We start from the raw sequence: 18875 nt of genomic DNA on the forward strand, positions 1-18875 counted from the left end.
GCCGCCTTTAATTATAAAATGTATTTTTATTGTTGACAATACCTGCGTTAACCTATATGAGAAAAATCACCTGCCTGTTTTTCTTTCTTTTATCATTTACGCTGACCAAGGCACAGGTGCCGGATCAAAGCTGGTGGACATTTTCTTATCCTGTTAACCACGGATCAGACAGCAGCTTGCTTGATCTGCGGTACTTGAATGAGCGGTTTGCAGGCGAACATGGCTTTATCCGCTTAAGCAAGGATGGAAATTCGTTTGCAAACGGGCAAAACCATGAGGTCAGATTTTGGGCCTGTAATGGTGGCAGCCTGGCCAGTGGGTTTGATGATAAGAAACTGGATAGCCTGGCGCGTTTTCTGGCTAAAATGGGGGTTAACCTGATACGGTATCATGGCGCTATTAATCCCAAAGGCAAAAACACAAAAATTACCGATGTAGACACCACCGAAGCCCGTAACATTTGGCGCTGCGTTGCCGCGATGAAAAAACAGGGGATTTATACCGTAATATCGCCCTACTGGGCAAGTAACGGGCATATGGGTGGCTGGATCCCAAAAGAATGGGGGATTGATGGGTATAGCGGCGAAACTGATATGTGGGGAGTCATTTTTTTCAATGACAAATTAAAGAATGCCTATAAAGCCTGGGTAAAATACCTGTACACCATACCTAATCCATATACCGGTGTCGCGTTAAAAGATGAGTCGGCGGTGGCGGTTATACAGGTGGAGAATGAAGATTCTGATCTGTTCTGGACCATGAGCGCCATAAAACCCGAACTGGCAAAAATGATTGGCGCACAATACTCCCGATGGCTTAAAAACAAGTACGGTACAACCAAAGTCATTAAAGACACCATGGCGCTTTTGCCCATGTATGAGCTTACTTTACCACCCGGCCGCGCTAACCAACAACAGGTTGATGACCAGGTAGCTTTTTTTGCGGATGCACAACGGTCTTTTTATGATGACATGGTGCATTATTACCGTGATATATTAGGCTGTAAACAGTTGATTAACGGCAGCAACTGGCGTACCGCGTCGCAAAGCCGATTGCTTGACCTTGAACGCTGGACGAACAGCGGGGCAGATGTTATTGCGGTAAACAAATATTTCGATCCACAACATAAAGGGCCTAATGACGGCTGGCGGGTAGATCCCGGTGATTTCTACGGAGCACCATCGGCGCTGAAGAATCCGGCAGATCTGCCAACAAACCTTAAACACGTTGATGGTCACCCAATGATGGTTACCGAAAGCGGCTGGAATCTGCCCAACAAATATCAAACTGAAGGGCCTTTATTGGTTGCCGCGTACGGCGGGCTAACCGGGCTTAACACTTTCTTTTGGTTTACGCCTACAGCTGTGAATTATGCCCAGCTACCCTACTTTACCTTTTTGAATATACAGGGTCAGCATCCCATGAATAGATGGACGACCTCAACACCCGGCGAAATGGGTATGTTCCCGGCAAACGCGTTGATACAGCGGCTTGGCTACGTACAGGAAGGCCATGCGGTAGCCGAGGAGCGGACCATGAGCAGTATGCTTAGCAGATCTATCCCCCCAATTTTTGAAGAGCAGCCTTTTGACCCCAACCGCGATTTTGTTCAACGCAACAATAATGACGAACGTAAACTATCGGCCCTTACTTTTTTAACAGGTAAGGTGTCCACCACATATCGCGCTAAAAAAGACACGGTTAAATTATTGGCTGATCTGCAGGCATTGATAGATACGAAAAACTCCAAAATAAGATCCGTGACAGGCCAGCAGTTACTGAATTACCGCGATGGCCTTTTTACATTAAATACGCCGAAGGCTAAAGCTGTTACCGGGTTTTTAAATACTCAAAAGGCATTTAAACTGAGTGAAGTAACAATCAAATCTGATAACGATTACGCAACCATTGAATTAGTGAGCATGGATGGCTTGAATCTTGACCGATCAAAGAAAATATTATTGCAGGTAGGCACCGTGTTCAGGCCTACCGGTTGGAAAGAAGAACCGGCGACTATTACGGATGATCACAAACAACTTACAGGCTTTAAAATATTAAATACCGGCACAATGCCGTGGCTGGGTATGCCAGCCAAAGGTAGTATCAGCCTTAAAAACAAAGCGATCAAAAAAGCAATACAGTTGGATGTAGCAGGTTACGCCATAAAGCAATTAAACATAACGCATACAACGGACGGTATATCCTTACAGCTGCCGACTGATACCTATTACATCTTATTGGAAAATTGAAAGCAACGCAATTCTTTCTCCAAGTATGCTAACAACCCCAGGACAATAATTTTTAGTACCCCCTGTGCCAGGATGCTATCCCCAGATAAAAAATCATTTATAACCAACTAAAAACGAAGACAATACGGTTATATTTTCTTGATCTGTTAAATTATACCCGGTGCTTGGCATACCAATTGTGAGTTGCCAGGTATCATTTACTTAATTTAAAATATCATGAAAAAGTTTACTTTCCTTTTCCTGTTGGCGTTTTCTGCAATAGGATTTACCGCAAATGCCCAGATCCAGAGGGGCAATGTATTGGTTGGCGGCGACATTGCCGGCTTAAATTTCGGGCTAAATTCGCCAAATGTTTTTAACGTAAATATTTCGCCAAAAGCAGCCTGGTTTGTTGAAGACAATGTTGCACTGGGTGCTGCTGTAAACCTGGGCCTTCAAACCGCAAAAGGCCACGGTACCACTACTACTTATGGCGTTGACGCATTAGGGCGTTATTACACCGGTAATGACGTCAGCGTTTTAAAACACGGACGCTTTTTTGGCGAGGGAACCGTAGGTGTCGGCGGTGTTAATATCAGCGATGGTGGCGGCAATACTAACGGGCTTGACTTTAGCTTTGGCCCCGGTTTCGCTTATTTTATTACGCCAAATATTGGTTTAGAAACGTTATTAAAATATAATGGTGTTGTTGGCTTTGGCAGCCAGACCTATCAAAACAATTTGGGATTGACCTTTGGTTTCCAGATCTATCTGCCGGGTAAAAGCACCGCGAATAAGGTTAAAAGCGATATGAAATAACGTCTTATCAGCATAACAAAGAAAGCCGGTTAAAACTCAGCCAGCTTTCTTTGTTATTAACGGATCAGTAGTTTGTTAAATGCGATGCTATCCCCTTTGAAGGTGTCAAAGTCCACATCATGGTTAATGCCGTTAACCCTCGCTTTGTCCGAGTGTTGCCAGAACGACCAGTTTGCCGCTTTATTAATGTCCGCTTCGCGTTTGTAATAGTGTGCTATCCAAATAGTATAGTTATCATAATACCCTTTCAGGTTATCCTGGTAAAAACTTAAGCCCGAATAGATAATGGGCGTGATGGATGTTTTCAGGCGGATATAAGCTATAAAGTCATTTAGCGTTTGGTGTAGTTGGGCCGGGGTAGCTTTATCCAGCGTTTCCACATCTATCACCAATGGCAGATCGCTGGTTTCGGGCTTTACTGTCTTTAAGAAGAGTTTTGCCTGTTCTTTACCATTTTGTTCGGGCCTGAAGAAATGGTATGCGCCACAGATCAGTCCCGCTTTAGCTGCTTCGCGCCAGTTGCGCTGAAAATAGGTGTCGATCAAATGTGTACCTTCGGTTGCTTTTATAAATACAAAGCTGATGTGCACGCCATCGTCATTCATGGCTTTTACTTTTGGCCAGTCTATTTTGCCCTGCGCATAGGATACGTCGATCCCGTGGATGCTATATTTCTCTGAAACATAAATATTCAGCTCGCGATAATGCCGGTAATCAGGGTCCTCGCCCAGGTCAATCACCCAATGCCATGCAGCACCAAATCCGCTTAACACATATTTATAATAAAATGGAGAAAACAGCACCAAAAGAATCCCGGCCAACCCGATCTTCCAGCTAAACCCGCGCTTCGGCTGTTTCTTTGCCGGCGCACGTTTTTTTGCCGGCGCCTTTCGGGCCGTTATGGTTTTGGCGGGCAATTTTGCTTTAGCAGTTGATGAGTGTTTGCGTACGGTGGTCACGCAACAAAAGTACTAATAGCAGCAGGTATAAATCTACTGAAAACAAAAAAGCTGAGGGTTATTTGTAAACTTCAGCTATAATGTCCAGCATTTTCTGCGCGCTTATTTTTAGGGACAGGTTGTTTACTACATATGCTCGCGGGCTAAATTTGCCTTTCTCTAGCTGTTGCCAAAAAACATCTACCTTGTTTAAGAAATCATCCTGATCCTTGAAGGTCATACCGCAACTTTCATCAAAAAACGGCACCGAGGTAGTTTTAATAACCGGGTCATTCCATGAAAAACGGGCAGGGTCAAGACAAAAACCCTGATCCCAGGCAAAAACCGGCACATTTGCCGACATGGCCTGGCACAAGGCAAAACCCTGTGTTTCATGCGCGCTGATGTAAACCATAGCCCGGCACTGTTTAACCATTTTAAAATAATCTTTCTCTTCGTACCGGCCATAAACCACTTCGCGATAGGTTAAACCCAACGCGGTAAGCTTTTCGATAATGGCGGCTTTCATGTCCGCATAAACATGGTCTGTATCCCAGCGGATCTTATCATAGATCAGGACATCAAATTTCTTTTCTGATTCAGTGCCCGGGGTCCATTTGTCGGTTTCTACTCCGGCTGGCCACTCTACACATACATCCTTACCATAATAGGGAATAAAAAGATCATTTGCCCAACTACAGTGCTGCAGGTATTTGGCAACGGGATATTGTTTAAGCAGGTCGGGCCATTCGGCAGGGTGGGTCATCAACGCTATACCTGCTATAACTGGATTAGGTTTATCATAGCCCTTTATAAACTTTTTACTATTGTAAAGTTCGTCGCCCAATATAATTACGGGTTCACCGGGCTTGATATCTTTAAACGGCGGATTTTTGGTGTAGGTCACACCTAAAATGTCAAACCCTGCACAAAGGTTCAGAAAAACTTTTTCAGCGCCATTTACCGGCCTTATATTTAGCAGGCTCTTTAAAAAACGGGCTATATGCCTGTCACCGGGGATCAGCTTATAGCCTATAGGATATTTAAAAAAGTAAACGTTTATATTATTCACCGTTAATACGTATGCTGTTTTAACTGTTGATCTCGTCTAATCGTTTTTTCAATAAATTTGCCAACTCCTGGTGATACGGTGCATCAAACATGGTGTTATGACTGCTTGAAACAGGATATACATTTACACCCTGTAAAGCGTACTTACGCCAGCCTAAAAACTCCGGATCGTCCAGGTAATACAATTTATTGCCCGAAAAGAGATCAATTTTAACATCGTAAGGTACTATAACATATTGATCAAATGCGTTTTTTAGTCGAAAAATAGTTTGCTGCATGTAATCGGGCAAACCATAGGTTTCATGTTTGTGATAAAACCCTTTTGCAAACTTCTTACCGTACACCGCTTTTATGTAGTCTATATTTTCTTTCGGCTGTTTCAAAAAAGACGCTATCCTGAATTTCAATTTAGGAAGCTGCCGCATGCTTTTCGCCCAGATCTTTTTAAGCAAAGGATATTGATGGGTAGGGATCTGTATAGCGGTATCAAACATAATAAGCAATTTAACATCCTTACCGGCGGCTTTAAGCTGCTTTACCATTTCATAAGCAATTACACCGCCTATAGAGTAGCCGGCAATTACATACGGCCCGGTTGGGTTCTGTTTAATGATCTCGGCATTGTAAAACTCGGCTGTTTTTTCAATGGTGTTTAATGATTCCTGTTGCCCGCCCAACGATACTCCCTGTAACCCATAAATAGGCTGATCTGGGCCAAGATCAGTAGCCAGCGTCCTAAAATTCAACACATTTAAACCAATACCATGAACAATATACATCGGTATTTTTGAGCCCACGGGCTGGATAGGCACTAATGAATGATAGTTATCTTCTGTAAAATCATCAATAGCCAAAGCCAATTGTTGTATGGTTGGATATTGAAACAGGACAGACGGCGACAACCTTTTGTTGGTAATTTTTTCTATTTTGATCTTAGTTTTAACCGCTATCATAGAAGTACCGCCAAGTTCAAAAAAATCGTCAGTAATGCCAATATTTTTAATGCCGATGTATTCTTCCCAAATCTCCGCAAGCATTTTTTCAATCCGGTTAGTTGGGGCAACAAAGTCTTGAGTAGTTTCCTGAATATTGGGCTTAGGTAATGATTTTACATCCACCTTGCCACTGGGTAATAACGGTATCTCTGTTAAAATTTCATAATTAGTTGGCACCATATGCTCGGGCAAGACTTTTTTTAGCCCTTCCCTGCAATTGTTAATAATGGAGGCGGTGTCGCTATCCGATGTTTTAAGTGTCAGGTATGCTATTAACCGGGCGTTTTTTACGCTATCCTCGTACACCGTAACCAGCGCATCCTTTATGTTTTCCTGTTGTTTTAGCTGGTATTCTATTTCTTCTTTTTCAATACGATAACCTCTTAATTTTATCTGGTTATCAACCCTGCCTATAAATTGGATCTCGCCATTTTTAAGCAATCTTCCCAAGTCGCCGGTTTTGTACATTTTCCTTCCGGAAACAGGCGAGAATTTATCATCAATAAATTTTTCGGCAGTTAGCTCTTCGCGGTTGATATATCCTTTTGTTACACCTACACCACAGATATAAAGCTCGCCTTCGGCGCCGGGCATAACTTTGTTTAAATGCTCGTCTAAAATATAAACGCCGGTATTGTCAATAGGCTTGCCTATGGTTATAGGCTCATTACTATCGGTTATTTTTTTAACGGTAGTACATATGGTGGTTTCGGTAGGGCCATACATATTCCAAACCTCACGGCACCGACCTAATAATTTTCCGGCCAGTTCATTGGTCATTGCCTCACCACCACAAAATGCTTTGATGGGTAGTGGCGTGTCCCAACCTGATTCCAGCATCATTTGCCAGATATATGGCGTGGCCTGCATTAACGTGATCTGCTGGTTCTTAACAATTTCAAGCAGCGCACTGCCGTCGCGGGTTATTTCTTTGTCGACAATAGTGAGTAAAGCTCCGCAGATCAATGGCAGGTATAACTCTTCCTGCGCAATATCAAACGACATGGTAGTAAGTCCAAGCACATTATCATTTGCATCCATACCGGGCGAGTGCAGCCTGTACTTTAAAAGATTGATCAGCCCTTTGTGCGATACGCCCACCCCTTTTGGATGGCCTGTTGAGCCTGATGTATAAATGATATAAATCAGGTCATCCTCACCCGTTTCAACAGGTACAAAATCTTCAGGATAATCTCCCCGGTTCAGCCAGGCGTCTTCAAAAATGATCTGGCTGCTGTTGTGATTTATAAGATCACGGTATTTTTCAGATACGATCACCTTTTTTGCGGACGAATCTTCCAATAAATAGGCAATTCTTTCTACAGGTAAATTAGGGTCTATAGGTAAATAAGTGGCTCCGGCTTTCATAATTGCCAACAGGCACACCGCCATATGGATAGACCTATCCATAGCTACGGCAACAACATCGCCAAATGCAATGCCTTTATCCTGCAATAACGCGTTTATCTGGTTGGTACTTACTTCCAGATTGCTGTAGGTAATGCTGTCTGCATTATGTTTTATAGCGATGGTGTAAGGCGACTTATGTGACTGCCAACGGATGAGCTCATGGATACTTCCATGTTCAGGATTGTAATATTCCGGATTACGCGCGTCAGATCTTAAAGCCATGAAAAATATTAATAGTTTAAATATTTAGTATTAGGTTTACAAAATATACTAATGCTATATACGAACTTTATACGAAAAACTATGCCATTAAGTTTTTCGTAGATTTGATTGTAAAGCTTGGTACAACTTTTGGTTATGCGAATATTAAATTTTTTACCCCTAAATTAATTTGCTTTGAGTATAAACCCCGCATCTGACATATCACTTTTTAATGTCGGCGATGTTGTTTTTAATAACATACCGCCCGCCTACAATGCTTACAAACAACACTTATTGGGTTTTGGTAATTGGGTCAACGAGTTCCTGGCGAAGCCGAATCCGGGCCTGGGCCGTACTGGTGCCGTGTGTCCTTATATTCAATATTCAAAGGAACAGCAGTTTTTTAAGGTTGGTGTATACACAGAACCACACCCCGAACAAGACCATATTATAAATATGATCAGGAACCTGAAAGACAGGTTTATTGAGATGCTGCCGCTTGACGAAAAAGATAAGCGCTTTAAGGCCATAGCCATTCTTTTCCCCAACCTGGAAGACAATGAGGTTGTCAAAATAATTGACGAGGTGCAACTAAAATTAAAACCCGAATTTGTGCATCTTGGGCTGATGATAGGTCAGTTTCACGAAAATTGCCAGCAACCGGGACTGCGAAATGCGGATTTTAAACCCCTGCAATCGCCCGTACCACTTTTAGCTATACGATTTATGGTAGAAACCGACTGGCCTTTTTTAGCCGGCGATCCTATATTAGAAGAGGCTTATTACAATAATTTCGGAACGGTAAATTTCGGCAAGAAAAAGAAGGCCCTCGATTAATATATGCACGCTAACGTTTCTAAAGTTTTAAATGAAAACGGGATCACCTTTCGAGAGATAAGGCATGATTCGTTTAGTTTTGCAATTACTTCACCGATGGATTTTGCGAACGCGTTGGGTTACAGCCTTGACCGGATCACAAAATCCGTTTTTTTGCGCTCAAAATCAAGGGACAAATATGTAATGGCCGTTTGCTCCATGAGCCGGAAATTAAACTTTGCCGAACTTGCCACATTAGCCGGCGCAGCAAAGCTTGAAGTTGCCGAGAAACAAGAACTTGCAGAATTGGTTGGCTATCCCGTTAACGGCGTATGCTCTATCGGTTTGTCACCCGCGATACAGGTATTCGTAGACGAGGCCTTGCTAACTTTTCCAACGATATTGGTAGGATCAGGCGAGGCCGCCGTCGAGATCGAATTATCCCCGGCAGACCTCGCTGAAATATCAAAAGCTACTTCAACCAATATTAGCTTATAGCGGTTTTAACTCACTCAAAATAGGCTTTGTTAAGCCCGATACTACATTTTGATCTGTTTTGATCAGCTCTAAAATCTCAATTTCGTTATTACCTGCTTTCAACCATTCGGCAGGGAGGTAAATGGTTTGCTGCGGGCCTATACCCCAATAACGCCCCAGGTTATGGCCATTAACCCATACAATGCCTTTTCCCCAGTTTCGCAGATCTAAATAGGTATCCGCAGGCTTTTTGATGTTGAAAGTGGCCTTTTTAATTACCGGCTTGCCTGAGCCTGTTTCAAGGGTCTTACCGGATAAACTTAGCGTGTTTAATGGCAGACCATAGCTGTACCAGTTTTTAAGCTCGGTATTGTTAAACAACACTTTACCGGTAATACCTTTTTTATTTTTAAGTAGGTACGGGCCAAAGTTGATGCGGCCAAGGTTTTCCACCAGGATCTCAATTTTCACTTTGCCTTTAGGCAGCACCAATTGCATACTGTCCTGTTTCAGGCGACGGTCAAGTATGCCAACGCGTTTCCCGTTAATATAAATAATTCCATAATCGCGCAGGCCATCTATTTTAAGAGTTCCTTTTTTGCCGCCATTCACTATTGTCCTGTATAATACAAAACCATAAGCCTGGCTAAGGTCTTCAAATGTTTGGGGACGCGCACTTAGCTTAGCAGCCGGTAAATGATCAAAGAGCCCAAATGTTTGCGTAAAATGGATAGCCGGTATTTCCATCGCCGGTTTAGCGGCCGGTACTTCAGGAAGCGTTTCACCTGCCGGGAGGTGCTTTTTGATCACCGCTCTAAACTTCATAAATTTATCGGTGGCGTTACCGGCTTCGTCTAAAGGGGCATCATAATCATAGCTGCTTACCTGTGGCTCATAAGGTGCCGAATCGTTATAATTAGCGCCATTCATAAAGCCGCGTGTAGTACCTCCATGAAACATATACATATTGATAGAAATACCTGCCGCTAAAACAGAATCAAGTTTTGGCAAATATTGTTCGGCAGGCACGGTATGGTGTTTTGTGCCCCACCAGTCAAACCATGCGGGATACCATTCGGCTATATAATACGGGCCTTTTCCGCCATGGTTTTCATTGATGATCCGTTTTACTTTAGCAACATTATCCACTCCGTTAATAGCCGGCAATAAGCCGGGTAAATGGCCGTCTTTAACAGCTACGTCCGGGTCGCAAGTGTATAATAAACCATCAAAGCCGGCCTCGATAAACATTTTGCGGTTAAGAGCAAGGTATTCCTTATCGGCACCGTATGACCCGTATTCGTTTTCAATTTGCACCATCAGGATATTACCGCCATGGTTTATCTGCAGCGGCGCCAGTTGCTTGCCCACCGCCATAATGTATTTGTGATAAGCCTCCAGGTACTTAGGCTCTTTACTGCGTACCTGTAAACCCTGTTCTTTTTCAAGCCAGTAAGGATATCCTCCAAACTCCCATTCGGCACATACATAAGGGCTTGGGCGAAGTACCACCCATAAGCCTTCTTCCTTTGCAATCTTTACAAACTCGGCAATATCATTATTGCCGGTAAAATCATAATGGCCTTTTTGCGGCTCATGCACGTTCCAAAAAACGTAGGTACCAATAGTATTAAGACCCATCGCCTTGGCCATTTTCATCCGCTGGCGCCATGCTTCACGTGGAACACGGGTATAATGCATTTCGCCCGAAATGATCTGGAAAGGTTTGCCATCAAGCAAAAATGCGTTATCACTCAGCGCGAAGGTGTGTTTAGCAACCTGCGCATTTATTGTGCCCGCCATAAATAGCGCGACAACAAATACAAATGATCTTATTAGTTTCATGTATTGGGTTTATATGATTGGTTATTTGATAATTCCTGTAAAAGTAGTGACCGACCTGGCAGTAATTGTGGCATCATCCCCTGATATATTGCCGGCTTTAAGGTCTTTATCTGCTGATGTTATATATACCTTATCGAACTTCACTTTAGCGGCGTTGGTGTTCAAGCGGAACTTAACATCCTCTGCATTAGGGTTAATAATAACTACTGTTAAATTTACTCCATTTTTAAACGCCGAAACAAGAACTGACTTGTTTTCTGCGGACGATTGCACCCGGGCATCTACCCTTAACGCGCCCGGCTTGATGAACCTGCTATAGTTTCCCAAAGCCCAAAGCATTTTGGCGGGATAGTAATTACCATCGGTTTTATTTTTATCGATATAGATCAGGCCATCTTTATAATCAGACACAGAAATAGCCGTCCACCATTGCCATGCGGATGCATTGGCGACAGTGAGGTCTGTATGAATTACCGAGGCCATGTACAGCGCCGAAGTCATGCCCAGATCGCGTTTACTTCCGTTTATTTCGCCACTGTTATCGCCCAAGATACAGTATTCAGATTGCCAGAAATTAAGCCCTTTTATCGTGCTAATCGTATTGGCCAGATCTTTACGCCTCCTTACTGCTTCCTGTATCGGCGATGTTGTAAAGTAACTATGCGACGTTATGGTATTACTTACATTAGGCAAGCCGCCGATATAATTCGCACCGCCTGGACTAAAAAAATCTTTTACCTGGTTTCCCTTCGCCGGCTTATTACTTTTGGCATACAGGTAATCGATCTGCCCGGATTCACCGATAATGATCTTTGAAGAGATCTTGTTGCTGACAAACGTCTTGCTGATGGATCTTACCAAACCCGCTATTTCCGTATTAGTATAAGGGCAGCCTTCCTGGCCGCCGTCACTCCAGTCCCATTGGGGCTCATTTACCGGGCTTATGTAATCAAACTTAATGTTGCTTACCTGCTCAACTCCTTTTACAACATTGGCTAAGTAGGTGCCAAAGTCATCATATTTATCAGCGGCTATATTTGTTTTGCCGCCCGTCGCGTAAGCTTTACCGTTGGTAGTAAACTGCACCGGCGGGCTATTACTAAAACCTAAAAACTGTTTTACACCACGCTTTTTAGCAGCCTTTAAGAACCACATTTGCCCGGCCTGGTTTTGCCAATTATATGTACCTTCAGTATTTAAAAATGACTCAGCCCGGCGCCATTCATCCCTGATTCCACTTGCATTGCCTTGTTGTGTACTGCCCGCGCCGATATTGAACCGCCATAATGTTAAGCCGATTCCTTTAGGTGATCCATCCTTATCAATATCACGGCTAAAAAGCAGATCGGCTATCTGATTGCGTTTAGCATCCGGCCAATTACCCACAAATTGACATTCCCAGGCATCAGAAGCTCCGAAGTTGTCAATAGTTTGATAGGTTTTTGAAAGATCAATATCGATAACCACATCCTTAACCTGTGCTTTTGCAAAACGGACCGTTGATACCACACAGAAAATAAGCAGAAGGGCTTTTGTTAAAGTAAATCGCATTATCATAATTGAGGACGATACAAATGTAAATCTATCCAACCATCAGAAACTATGCGATATTATCTATCTAATTAGATATATTATCTTATAAAACAGAGGAATAATGATAATAACGTGATTGAAATTGTTTAGCTTTATTTTTAAATAATCCTAAAAATCACGATCAAACTATGGCTGCAACTTCCCCGGCTGATGATTTTCAGCAAACCCCTACCCGCTTGTATTCATTAGATGCCCTGCGTGGCTTTGACATGTTTTGGATAATGGGCGCCGAAGAGATCTTCAGCAAACTGGCCGAAACAACCCATTTGCCCATTTTTGAAGGGATAGCCAATCAGCTTACCCACCCGGCATGGAACGGTTTTCATTTGTATGATCTGATCTTTCCGCTGTTCTTGTTTATGGCGGGGGTATCTACGCCGTTTTCAGTAGGCCGTGACCTGGAGAAAGGTAAATCGCGCAATCAACTACTTTTACGGGTTATTAAACGCGGTATTATCCTGGTTTTACTAGGGATTGTTTACAACAACGGCTTAAACATTAAACCCATTGCCGAGATCCGTTTTGCATCCGTATTAGGGCGCATTGGCTTGGCTTATATGTTTGCCAATATCATCTTTCTGTATGCTTCTGAGCGGATGCAGATCTTTTTCTTTTGGTTCTTTATTATTGGGTATTGGCTGTTGCTTAAGTTCACCGCGGCACCGGGTTTTCATCCAGGCGATCTGACTATGGAAGGCAATTTTGCATCGTATATGGACCGTTGCTTTTTACCGGGCAGGCTTTACCTGGGCATACATGACCCTGAAGGCTTATTTTCCACCATCCCGGCAATCAGCACCGGGTTGCTGGGCATTTTAACCGGCACCATGCTAAAAAAGACCGGCCTTAGTCAAACCAAAAAGGTGCTAAGAATGGTTGTTATTGGGGTTATTTTCCTGGTGCTGGCACAGATCTGGAATCTTGATTTTCCCATCAATAAAAACCTGTGGACAAGCTCGTTCGTGCTGAATGTTGGCGGCTTAAGCCTATTGCTGATGGCTTTGTTCTATTATATTATTGATGTGCTGGGTCACCAAAAATGGGCATTCTTTTTTAAGGTGATCGGCATAAACTCTATCCTGATCTATATCTCCGGTAAGTTTATTAATTGGGAGTACGCCACCGGGGGATTTTTTAACTGGCTGTTTCAGTTAGTTGGCAATCCGTACAATGTAGTGGTGGGCGCGGTTTGTTATGTGATGCTCAAATGGCTGTTTCTGTATTTTATGTATAAGAAGAAGGTGTTTTTGAGGGTGTAGTTAAACAGTCCTCGTTAATCTGGCGGCAATAATAGGCTGTAAATAAAAAAATAGCTAATTTTATAGCAAACAGCATTTTAAGTCGCCATGCCTAAACAGGATCAGAAAAATGTTTCATCATTAACCTGGGTTATCATTACCGCGTTAGGCTTTGTGCTGTTTGTCGCAGCGGCTGTTGTGCTGATGATCTTTAGCGATAAGGCCGCTAATTTAAGCCCGCAGGTTTACTTTTTTTTACTGGTATTTGTCGGGCTGATAGCGGCGGGGTTTTTGTTTGGTGCCTTAAAGGCACACGCAAAATATAGCGGCAAGTTTTATGGCGGCACCCTATCGCTGGGCGGGCCTGCTGTAATTTTATTTCTGATCATTTACTTCGGGCTAAAACTTGCGCCAACGGCAGGCTCATTCGACGCTAAATTCATGGTGTTTGGCGATACAACCAAAAACGAACTGGTAAGCGGCGGTTTACTCAAAGTATTACTTAACAAACCCGATTCGGCAAGGATTGAAAACGGCGTAGTGACATTTACTGATATATCAAGCGGTTTATTGGGTAAAACCGTTACCGTTATACCATCTGTTCCGGGTTATTATAAGATCAGCCAGCAGGTAACGTTCCCTGCTGACGGCCATAGCCCTATCGAACTCCACCTAAAAAAACAAGCCGACTCGGTAACCGTGCGGGGCAAGGTGATCGATATAAAGGGACAACCTGTACCAAACGCCTTGATTGTACTGGCCAACGGGCTTTATAAAACCAATACAGACCAGTTGGGCTTTTTTAGCTTTAACCTGCCTGTAAAGGATGGCACCGAGCTACCGGTGAACATTTACCGGGATAACAAACTGCGCTACAACAATACACAGATCTTTTCGCCCAAGGTACCGCTTACCCTTCAGCTGACCAGGTTATGAGAGCGATAGCCGGCATACTTGGTTTTTGTATGGCTGCCTTAAGCGGTTACGGGCAAACTATTGTTTTTACCGGGCAGCTGTTAAACAACAATACCGTAGTTAAAAACTATACCGTCATCATTAACGGCAAGCCGGCCACAACTAATGATTCGGGCGTGTTTACCACCGCCATCAGCAGCAGCGCCACACAATTAGATATCAAGGCATCCGACAAAAGCTATATCATAGCTTACCCCACAAACGGCAGGGTGTTGGTGCCTAAAGATCCTTCACTGTTAACCCAGATCGTGCTGGAACCCTTTCAGTCAAACGGACAGCTCAAGAATTACCTGGCGTCTGTGTCAGGCCTAAAAGAAGCTGCTAAAAAAGGGCAATCGGCAACCAAGGCTTTGCAGGCAAAGATCGACTCGTTAGCCGCCAGCCTGATAAAAATCGGTTACACTAATGACGACTTGCGTGCAGAACGCGAAAGGCAGGATGGCATTGACCTGTTTTATCCCGAGATCAGCAGTGCGTTGCAGGATTATATTTACCAGGGCCAAATGTTAATGAGTGCGTTTAAAACTATTAGTACAGATGCTTTTAAAAATCCAAGTGCGCTTACACAATACGGGCAAACACAAAACTCATTTAACCAGGCATATGAAAAATTGTATTCTAACTATCCTACTTATTCAAAAAAAATGGATGATTACTGGGGGGACCCGGCACTCACTGCAGAATTTGGAGGCATAGTTGATACATTATTATACGGTATCGGCAAAAACAAGATACAACCGTTAAATGATGTTAAAAATCAGGTTAATCAGTATTTTCAGAGCAAGCTATCTAATAAAGACAAGAATAATCTTAAAACTAAAATCCAAGCCCAGATTACAGCACAAATTCCAGGGATTACCAATCAGCTAAACGTGACGGATCAACACATAAAACAATTTCTTGACAGATTAAAGAATTAATATTTGTTAAATTTAATAACACAGATTATGAAAAAGCTAAACGTCTCATATTATATCATCTTAATAGCAATTGCAACTTTCTTTATTGCAGGTTGCAGCAAAGACAGCGACAGCGGAACAGCTATTTTTTTAGGCGATCTTGCTGGTTTCTGGCAAAGCGGCAATGACTCGTTTACCTTCCAGCAGGATAACGGACAGCTTGATGGCTCCGGTGAGATCGGCGGCAGAAGCGGTGAGGTTACAAACGGCGTATTCAGCAAAACAACAGTTACTTTTAACCTGGTATTTGATGATGATAAATCGGTTAGAAGCTACAAGGGTACTATTGACAAAACCAAGAAGATCTTAACGCTAACCTCATCAGCCGGTAAAAGTACGTTTACCAAGCAGTGAGTTGATGTGTTATTTCTTTAGTTAGTTTAAGCCCTTTGTTGTGATAAGATAATCCATCTATACAGCAAGAATGTCCATTGGGTATTAACAATTGGTTTACCAGTTTTAGCCTTTGCCTAATGCCTGTAACCATTAAACCAATTGTATCCCGATGAAGAATCTTATCTTTTGTTTTGCAGCAGTGCTTTTTGTTGTGCCCAACAGTAAGGCGCAAACAACCATCTCATTAAATGCGAACGATAACGGGCGGGTTTTTGAAGGCATTGGCGCGGTAAGTGCCGGGGCGTCCAGCCGTAACCTGGTTGATTACCCCGAAAAGCAACGTGCCGAGGTGCTTGACTATTTGTTTAAACCAAAATTTGGCGCAGGATTTCAGCATTTAAAAGTTGAAATAGGCAGCGGCGAAAATTCAACCTGCGGCGCCGAACCTTCGCATGCCATAACGCGCGACGAGTTGCTTGATCCCAAACCCCGCGGCTATGAATTTTGGTTAATGGCCGAAGCGCGTAAACGGAATCCGCAGGTGATACTGGATTGTCTTCCCTGGGGTTATCCTGCCTGGGTGGGTAACCGTTTTTCGCAGGCATCTGCCGATTGGTTCGTGTCGTTCCTTGAAACTGCAAAAAAACACTATGGGCTGGATATTAACTGGATATCGGCAGCCCAAAATGAAAACGGAACCGATCTGAATTGGATAGCCAATAATTTGCGCCCTGCTTTAGATGCACACGGTTTTTCAAAAGTAAAGCTGCAGGCGCCAGATGATGACAGCGAATTTTGGCAGGTATTTGATAAGTTAGAAAAAGACCCAAAGCTTGACAACCAGATCAGCGCTGTAGGTTATCATTACGTGGATGGACGTGAGCCCTGGGAAATAGACCAAAAGACCGGCCATAACGCCACTGAAAAAGCCAAAGCCTCGGGCAAACCGCTATGGGCAAGCGAAGAATGGAGCCAATCGGGACAGGAATGGGGCGGCAAAGGCGCGCTTTACCTGGCACGTGTGATGAATAAATTATATACCCGCGACCGGATCACAAAATTTGAGATCTGGTGCCCTTTTGATGGTATTTATGACCAGATCATTTGGGCAAGCACCGGTGCGCTGCAGGCCGACTCGCCATGGAGCGGCCATTATACCGTATGGCCTTCGGTATGGACCATTGCACATACCACACAATTTGCAGAACCGGGCTGGGTGTATATGGATAATGCCTGCGGACAATTTGACGCGGCTACCTGGCGCGGCAGCTATGTTTCTCTGCGCGACACAAAAACCGGCGACTGGTCGGTTGTTATGGTAACCGGCGAAAAGAAAAAGGTAAAGCTAAATATCGGCAAAGGGCTTAAAAACGGCACTGTCTATTTATGGAAGTCAACCGAAAAAGAGCAATTTATCAAACAAAAACCGCTTAAGCTAAACAAGGGCTCTGTAGAGGTTGAATTGGATGGCGATGCGGTTTATACCTTAACCAGCACTACCGGGCAAACCAAAGGCACATTTGGCACACCGCCTGCAAGCAAGCCGTTCCCACTGCCTTACAAAGATGATTTTAGCAGCTATAAACCCGGCGAAACACCTAAATATTTTTCAGATCAGAAAGGCACATTTGAAACTTATCAATACCCCAACGGCGGCATGTGTTTGGCACAAGTGGTACCGGCCCAAGGCATTTTATGGTATGGCAACTGGTTGCTAAAACCGCATAGCTTATTTGGCGATATCAACTGGAAAAATTACAGCATTGAAGGCGACGTTTTACTTGATGGCGGTGATGTTGAAATAGGCGGGCGCTACGCCGAACGCGATAAACTGGGTTTTCGCTGGATCCTTACCCGCGACGGGCGCTGGCAACTTAACTGGCAATACACCACCCTGGCATCGGGGCAGATAGCAAGCTTCAATCCGGCAGACTGGCACCACCTGCGTTTAGAAATGAAAGGCGACCAAGTTACCGGCGTGGTAGATGGTAAGAAACTGGCATCTGTAACCAATCAATCAGGAGCAAAAGGTATGGCCTTTATTGCCAGCACCTATGACCATAACCTGTTTGACAATATCCATGTTGAGCCGGCAGAATAAGGGCAAGTAGTTATGCAATATTTATCACCATTAACTACCAACTGTTAGCCCTTCGCTGGGTGCTTTACCGAACCGCTTTTTAAATGAATGCGAAAAGTGCGACAGGCTTTCAAAACCCAGATCAAGATAAATGGCCGATGGCTTTTTGTTCTTGTCCTCTATTAAGTGGCGCGCCTCGGTTAGTCGTTTTTCCTGCAACCAATGCCGCGGCGATGTGTCAAACATTTTTTGGAAATCGCGTTTAAACCCGGCCAGGCTTCTGCCTGTTAGCTGCGCAAATTTTTCGACAGGGATGTTGAAATGAAAATTGCTGAGCATAAATTTTTCCAGGTCTATTTTATACGGTTCCGAAAAATCAAACAAGAAATCTTTCACTTCAGGCAGGGCGTGCAGCAGTAACAGCACCGCTTCCCTCACTTTAAGTAAGCCCACAGTATTTGCTATTGTTTCGTCAGAATGGCGCACATAAGGGAGTACGGATTGAAAGAATGCCCGCAGAAAATCATTCCCCGGGATAAGGATATTGGGCGGCCCGCTATATTTTTTACCGGCTTCTATTTTTTCTTCCAGGGCTATCTGCCTCAATAGGTCTTCCTTTAGGCAAATAACAATAGTTTGATAATCCTCGCCGTTCAGGGGTGTTTTGGTAATTTCTCCCAGTTGGTTCCTGCGGATCAGCAGCATTTGCCCCTGCTCCATTGAAAAGGTTTCGTTGGCAGTCTCCATAGAAAAGCGGCCCGAAACCTGCATTACCAGCGTGCTGTGTTCTAAAAAAGCCACCTTATCTTTTCTTACCGACGAATGATAAGAGTAAAATACAACACCCGGAATTATTTCAGCTGGATTGATCATTAAGTAAAGATATAAAAGAGG

The 18875-nt window shown here is 43.6% G+C and carries 15 protein-coding genes; 9 read left to right on the forward strand and 6 right to left on the reverse strand.

Features of this window, described 5'->3' with window-relative positions; all coding sequences use genetic code 11:
- The first annotated feature begins 56 nt into the window (after positions 1-56).
- Both FO440_RS04145 and FO440_RS04150 read left to right on the forward strand, forming a co-directional pair.
- Positions 57-2249: a hypothetical protein gene (locus FO440_RS04145; RefSeq protein ID WP_144246957.1), complete on the forward strand. Its 2193-nt coding sequence runs from the start codon at positions 57-59 to the stop codon at positions 2247-2249.
- Positions 2250-2465: 216 nt separating this feature from the next.
- The gene (locus FO440_RS04150; protein ID WP_144246958.1) at positions 2466-3047 is read left to right on the forward strand and encodes a porin family protein; all 582 of its coding nucleotides are present in this window, start codon (positions 2466-2468) and stop codon (positions 3045-3047) included.
- Positions 3048-3103: 56 nt separating this feature from the next.
- Here the strand turns inward: FO440_RS04150 and FO440_RS04155 are convergent, their stop codons facing one another.
- From FO440_RS04155 to FO440_RS04165, 3 genes are read right to left on the reverse strand one after another with little or no spacing between them, the layout of a single operon-like run.
- Positions 3104-4006 carry a glycoside hydrolase family 25 protein gene (locus FO440_RS04155; RefSeq protein ID WP_144246959.1) on the reverse strand — a complete coding sequence of 301 codons (903 nt, stop codon included), beginning with the start codon at positions 4004-4006 and terminating at the stop codon, positions 3104-3106.
- 58 nt (positions 4007-4064) lie between these two features.
- Entirely contained in the window at positions 4065-5057 is a 993-nt protein-coding gene (locus tag FO440_RS04160) for a glycosyltransferase (RefSeq protein ID WP_144246960.1), read from the reverse strand.
- A 19-nt stretch (positions 5058-5076) separates the two neighbouring features.
- Positions 5077-7683, reverse strand: a complete 2607-nt coding sequence (locus tag FO440_RS04165; RefSeq protein ID WP_144246961.1) for a non-ribosomal peptide synthetase — start codon at positions 7681-7683, stop codon at positions 5077-5079.
- A gap of 174 nt (positions 7684-7857) precedes the next feature.
- Here FO440_RS04165 and FO440_RS04170 point away from each other — a divergent pair, with 174 nt between their 5' ends.
- Together FO440_RS04170 and FO440_RS04175 are read left to right on the forward strand one after the other, a co-directional pair.
- Positions 7858-8499 (forward strand): DUF6875 domain-containing protein, encoded by a 642-nt coding sequence (locus FO440_RS04170; RefSeq protein WP_144246962.1) that lies wholly within the window; start codon positions 7858-7860, stop codon positions 8497-8499.
- Between the two features lie 3 nt (positions 8500-8502).
- Entirely contained in the window at positions 8503-8976 is a 474-nt protein-coding gene (locus FO440_RS04175) for an aminoacyl-tRNA deacylase (RefSeq protein ID WP_144246963.1), read from the forward strand.
- On the opposite strand, the gene FO440_RS04180 is transcribed toward FO440_RS04175, so the two are convergent.
- Positions 8971-10800, reverse strand: coding sequence for a glycoside hydrolase family 35 protein (locus FO440_RS04180; protein ID WP_246104171.1), 1830 nt, complete (start codon positions 10798-10800; stop codon positions 8971-8973). The two genes, FO440_RS04175 and FO440_RS04180, sit on opposite strands and share 6 nt — an antisense overlap.
- Before the next feature lie 21 nt (positions 10801-10821).
- Entirely contained in the window at positions 10822-12351 is a 1530-nt protein-coding gene (locus FO440_RS04185) for a glycoside hydrolase (protein ID WP_144246964.1), read from the reverse strand.
- 170 nt (positions 12352-12521) lie between these two features.
- Here FO440_RS04185 and FO440_RS04190 point away from each other — a divergent pair, with 170 nt between their 5' ends.
- The 5 genes from FO440_RS04190 (at position 12522) to FO440_RS04210 (ending at position 18002) form a co-directional block, all read left to right on the forward strand.
- On the forward strand, positions 12522-13652 hold the full coding sequence (locus tag FO440_RS04190) for an acyltransferase family protein (RefSeq protein ID WP_144246965.1): 1131 nt from the start codon (positions 12522-12524) through the stop codon (positions 13650-13652).
- An 87-nt stretch (positions 13653-13739) separates the two neighbouring features.
- Entirely contained in the window at positions 13740-14567 is an 828-nt protein-coding gene (locus FO440_RS04195; RefSeq protein ID WP_144246966.1) for a carboxypeptidase-like regulatory domain-containing protein, read from the forward strand.
- Complete coding sequence (locus tag FO440_RS04200; protein ID WP_144246967.1) at positions 14564-15526, forward strand: hypothetical protein; 963 nt, start codon at positions 14564-14566, stop codon at positions 15524-15526. The genes FO440_RS04195 and FO440_RS04200 overlap by 4 nt, the downstream gene beginning before the upstream one ends.
- Positions 15527-15553: 27 nt before the next feature.
- Positions 15554-15919, forward strand: coding sequence for a hypothetical protein (locus FO440_RS04205; protein WP_144246968.1), 366 nt, complete (start codon positions 15554-15556; stop codon positions 15917-15919).
- A gap of 151 nt (positions 15920-16070) precedes the next feature.
- Positions 16071-18002 carry a glycoside hydrolase family 30 protein gene (locus tag FO440_RS04210; RefSeq protein ID WP_144246969.1) on the forward strand — a complete coding sequence of 644 codons (1932 nt, stop codon included), beginning with the start codon at positions 16071-16073 and terminating at the stop codon, positions 18000-18002.
- Between the two features lie 30 nt (positions 18003-18032).
- Here FO440_RS04210 and FO440_RS04215 read toward each other — a convergent pair whose 3' ends face one another.
- Positions 18033-18854 carry a helix-turn-helix domain-containing protein gene (locus tag FO440_RS04215; RefSeq protein ID WP_144246970.1) on the reverse strand — a complete coding sequence of 274 codons (822 nt, stop codon included), beginning with the start codon at positions 18852-18854 and terminating at the stop codon, positions 18033-18035.
- Between the last annotated feature and the right edge of the window lie 21 nt (positions 18855-18875).

The sequence above is a fragment of the Mucilaginibacter corticis genome, from assembly GCF_007558865.1.
GTDB lineage: Bacteria > Bacteroidota > Bacteroidia > Sphingobacteriales > Sphingobacteriaceae > Mucilaginibacter > Mucilaginibacter corticis.

Bases quoted from the DNA above. Each gene is read 5' to 3' on its own strand.
- FO440_RS04145 (WP_144246957.1), top strand. From the start codon at position 57: ATGAGAAAAATCACCTGCCTGTTTTTCTTTCTTTTATCATTTACGCTG.
- FO440_RS04150 (WP_144246958.1), top strand. From the start codon at position 2,466: ATGAAAAAGTTTACTTTCCTTTTCCTGTTGGCGTTTTCTGCAATAGGA.
- FO440_RS04165 (WP_144246961.1), bottom strand. From the start codon at position 7,683: ATGGCTTTAAGATCTGACGCGCGTAATCCGGAATATTACAATCCTGAA.
- FO440_RS04175 (WP_144246963.1), top strand. From the start codon at position 8,503: ATGCACGCTAACGTTTCTAAAGTTTTAAATGAAAACGGGATCACCTTT.
- FO440_RS04180 (WP_246104171.1), bottom strand. From the start codon at position 10,800: ATGAAACTAATAAGATCATTTGTATTTGTTGTCGCGCTATTTATGGCG.
- FO440_RS04185 (WP_144246964.1), bottom strand. From the start codon at position 12,351: ATGCGATTTACTTTAACAAAAGCCCTTCTGCTTATTTTCTGTGTGGTA.
- FO440_RS04190 (WP_144246965.1), top strand. From the start codon at position 12,522: ATGGCTGCAACTTCCCCGGCTGATGATTTTCAGCAAACCCCTACCCGC.
- FO440_RS04195 (WP_144246966.1), top strand. From the start codon at position 13,740: ATGCCTAAACAGGATCAGAAAAATGTTTCATCATTAACCTGGGTTATC.
- FO440_RS04200 (WP_144246967.1), top strand. From the start codon at position 14,564: ATGAGAGCGATAGCCGGCATACTTGGTTTTTGTATGGCTGCCTTAAGC.
- FO440_RS04205 (WP_144246968.1), top strand. From the start codon at position 15,554: ATGAAAAAGCTAAACGTCTCATATTATATCATCTTAATAGCAATTGCA.
- FO440_RS04210 (WP_144246969.1), top strand. From the start codon at position 16,071: ATGAAGAATCTTATCTTTTGTTTTGCAGCAGTGCTTTTTGTTGTGCCC.
- FO440_RS04215 (WP_144246970.1), bottom strand. From the start codon at position 18,854: ATGATCAATCCAGCTGAAATAATTCCGGGTGTTGTATTTTACTCTTAT.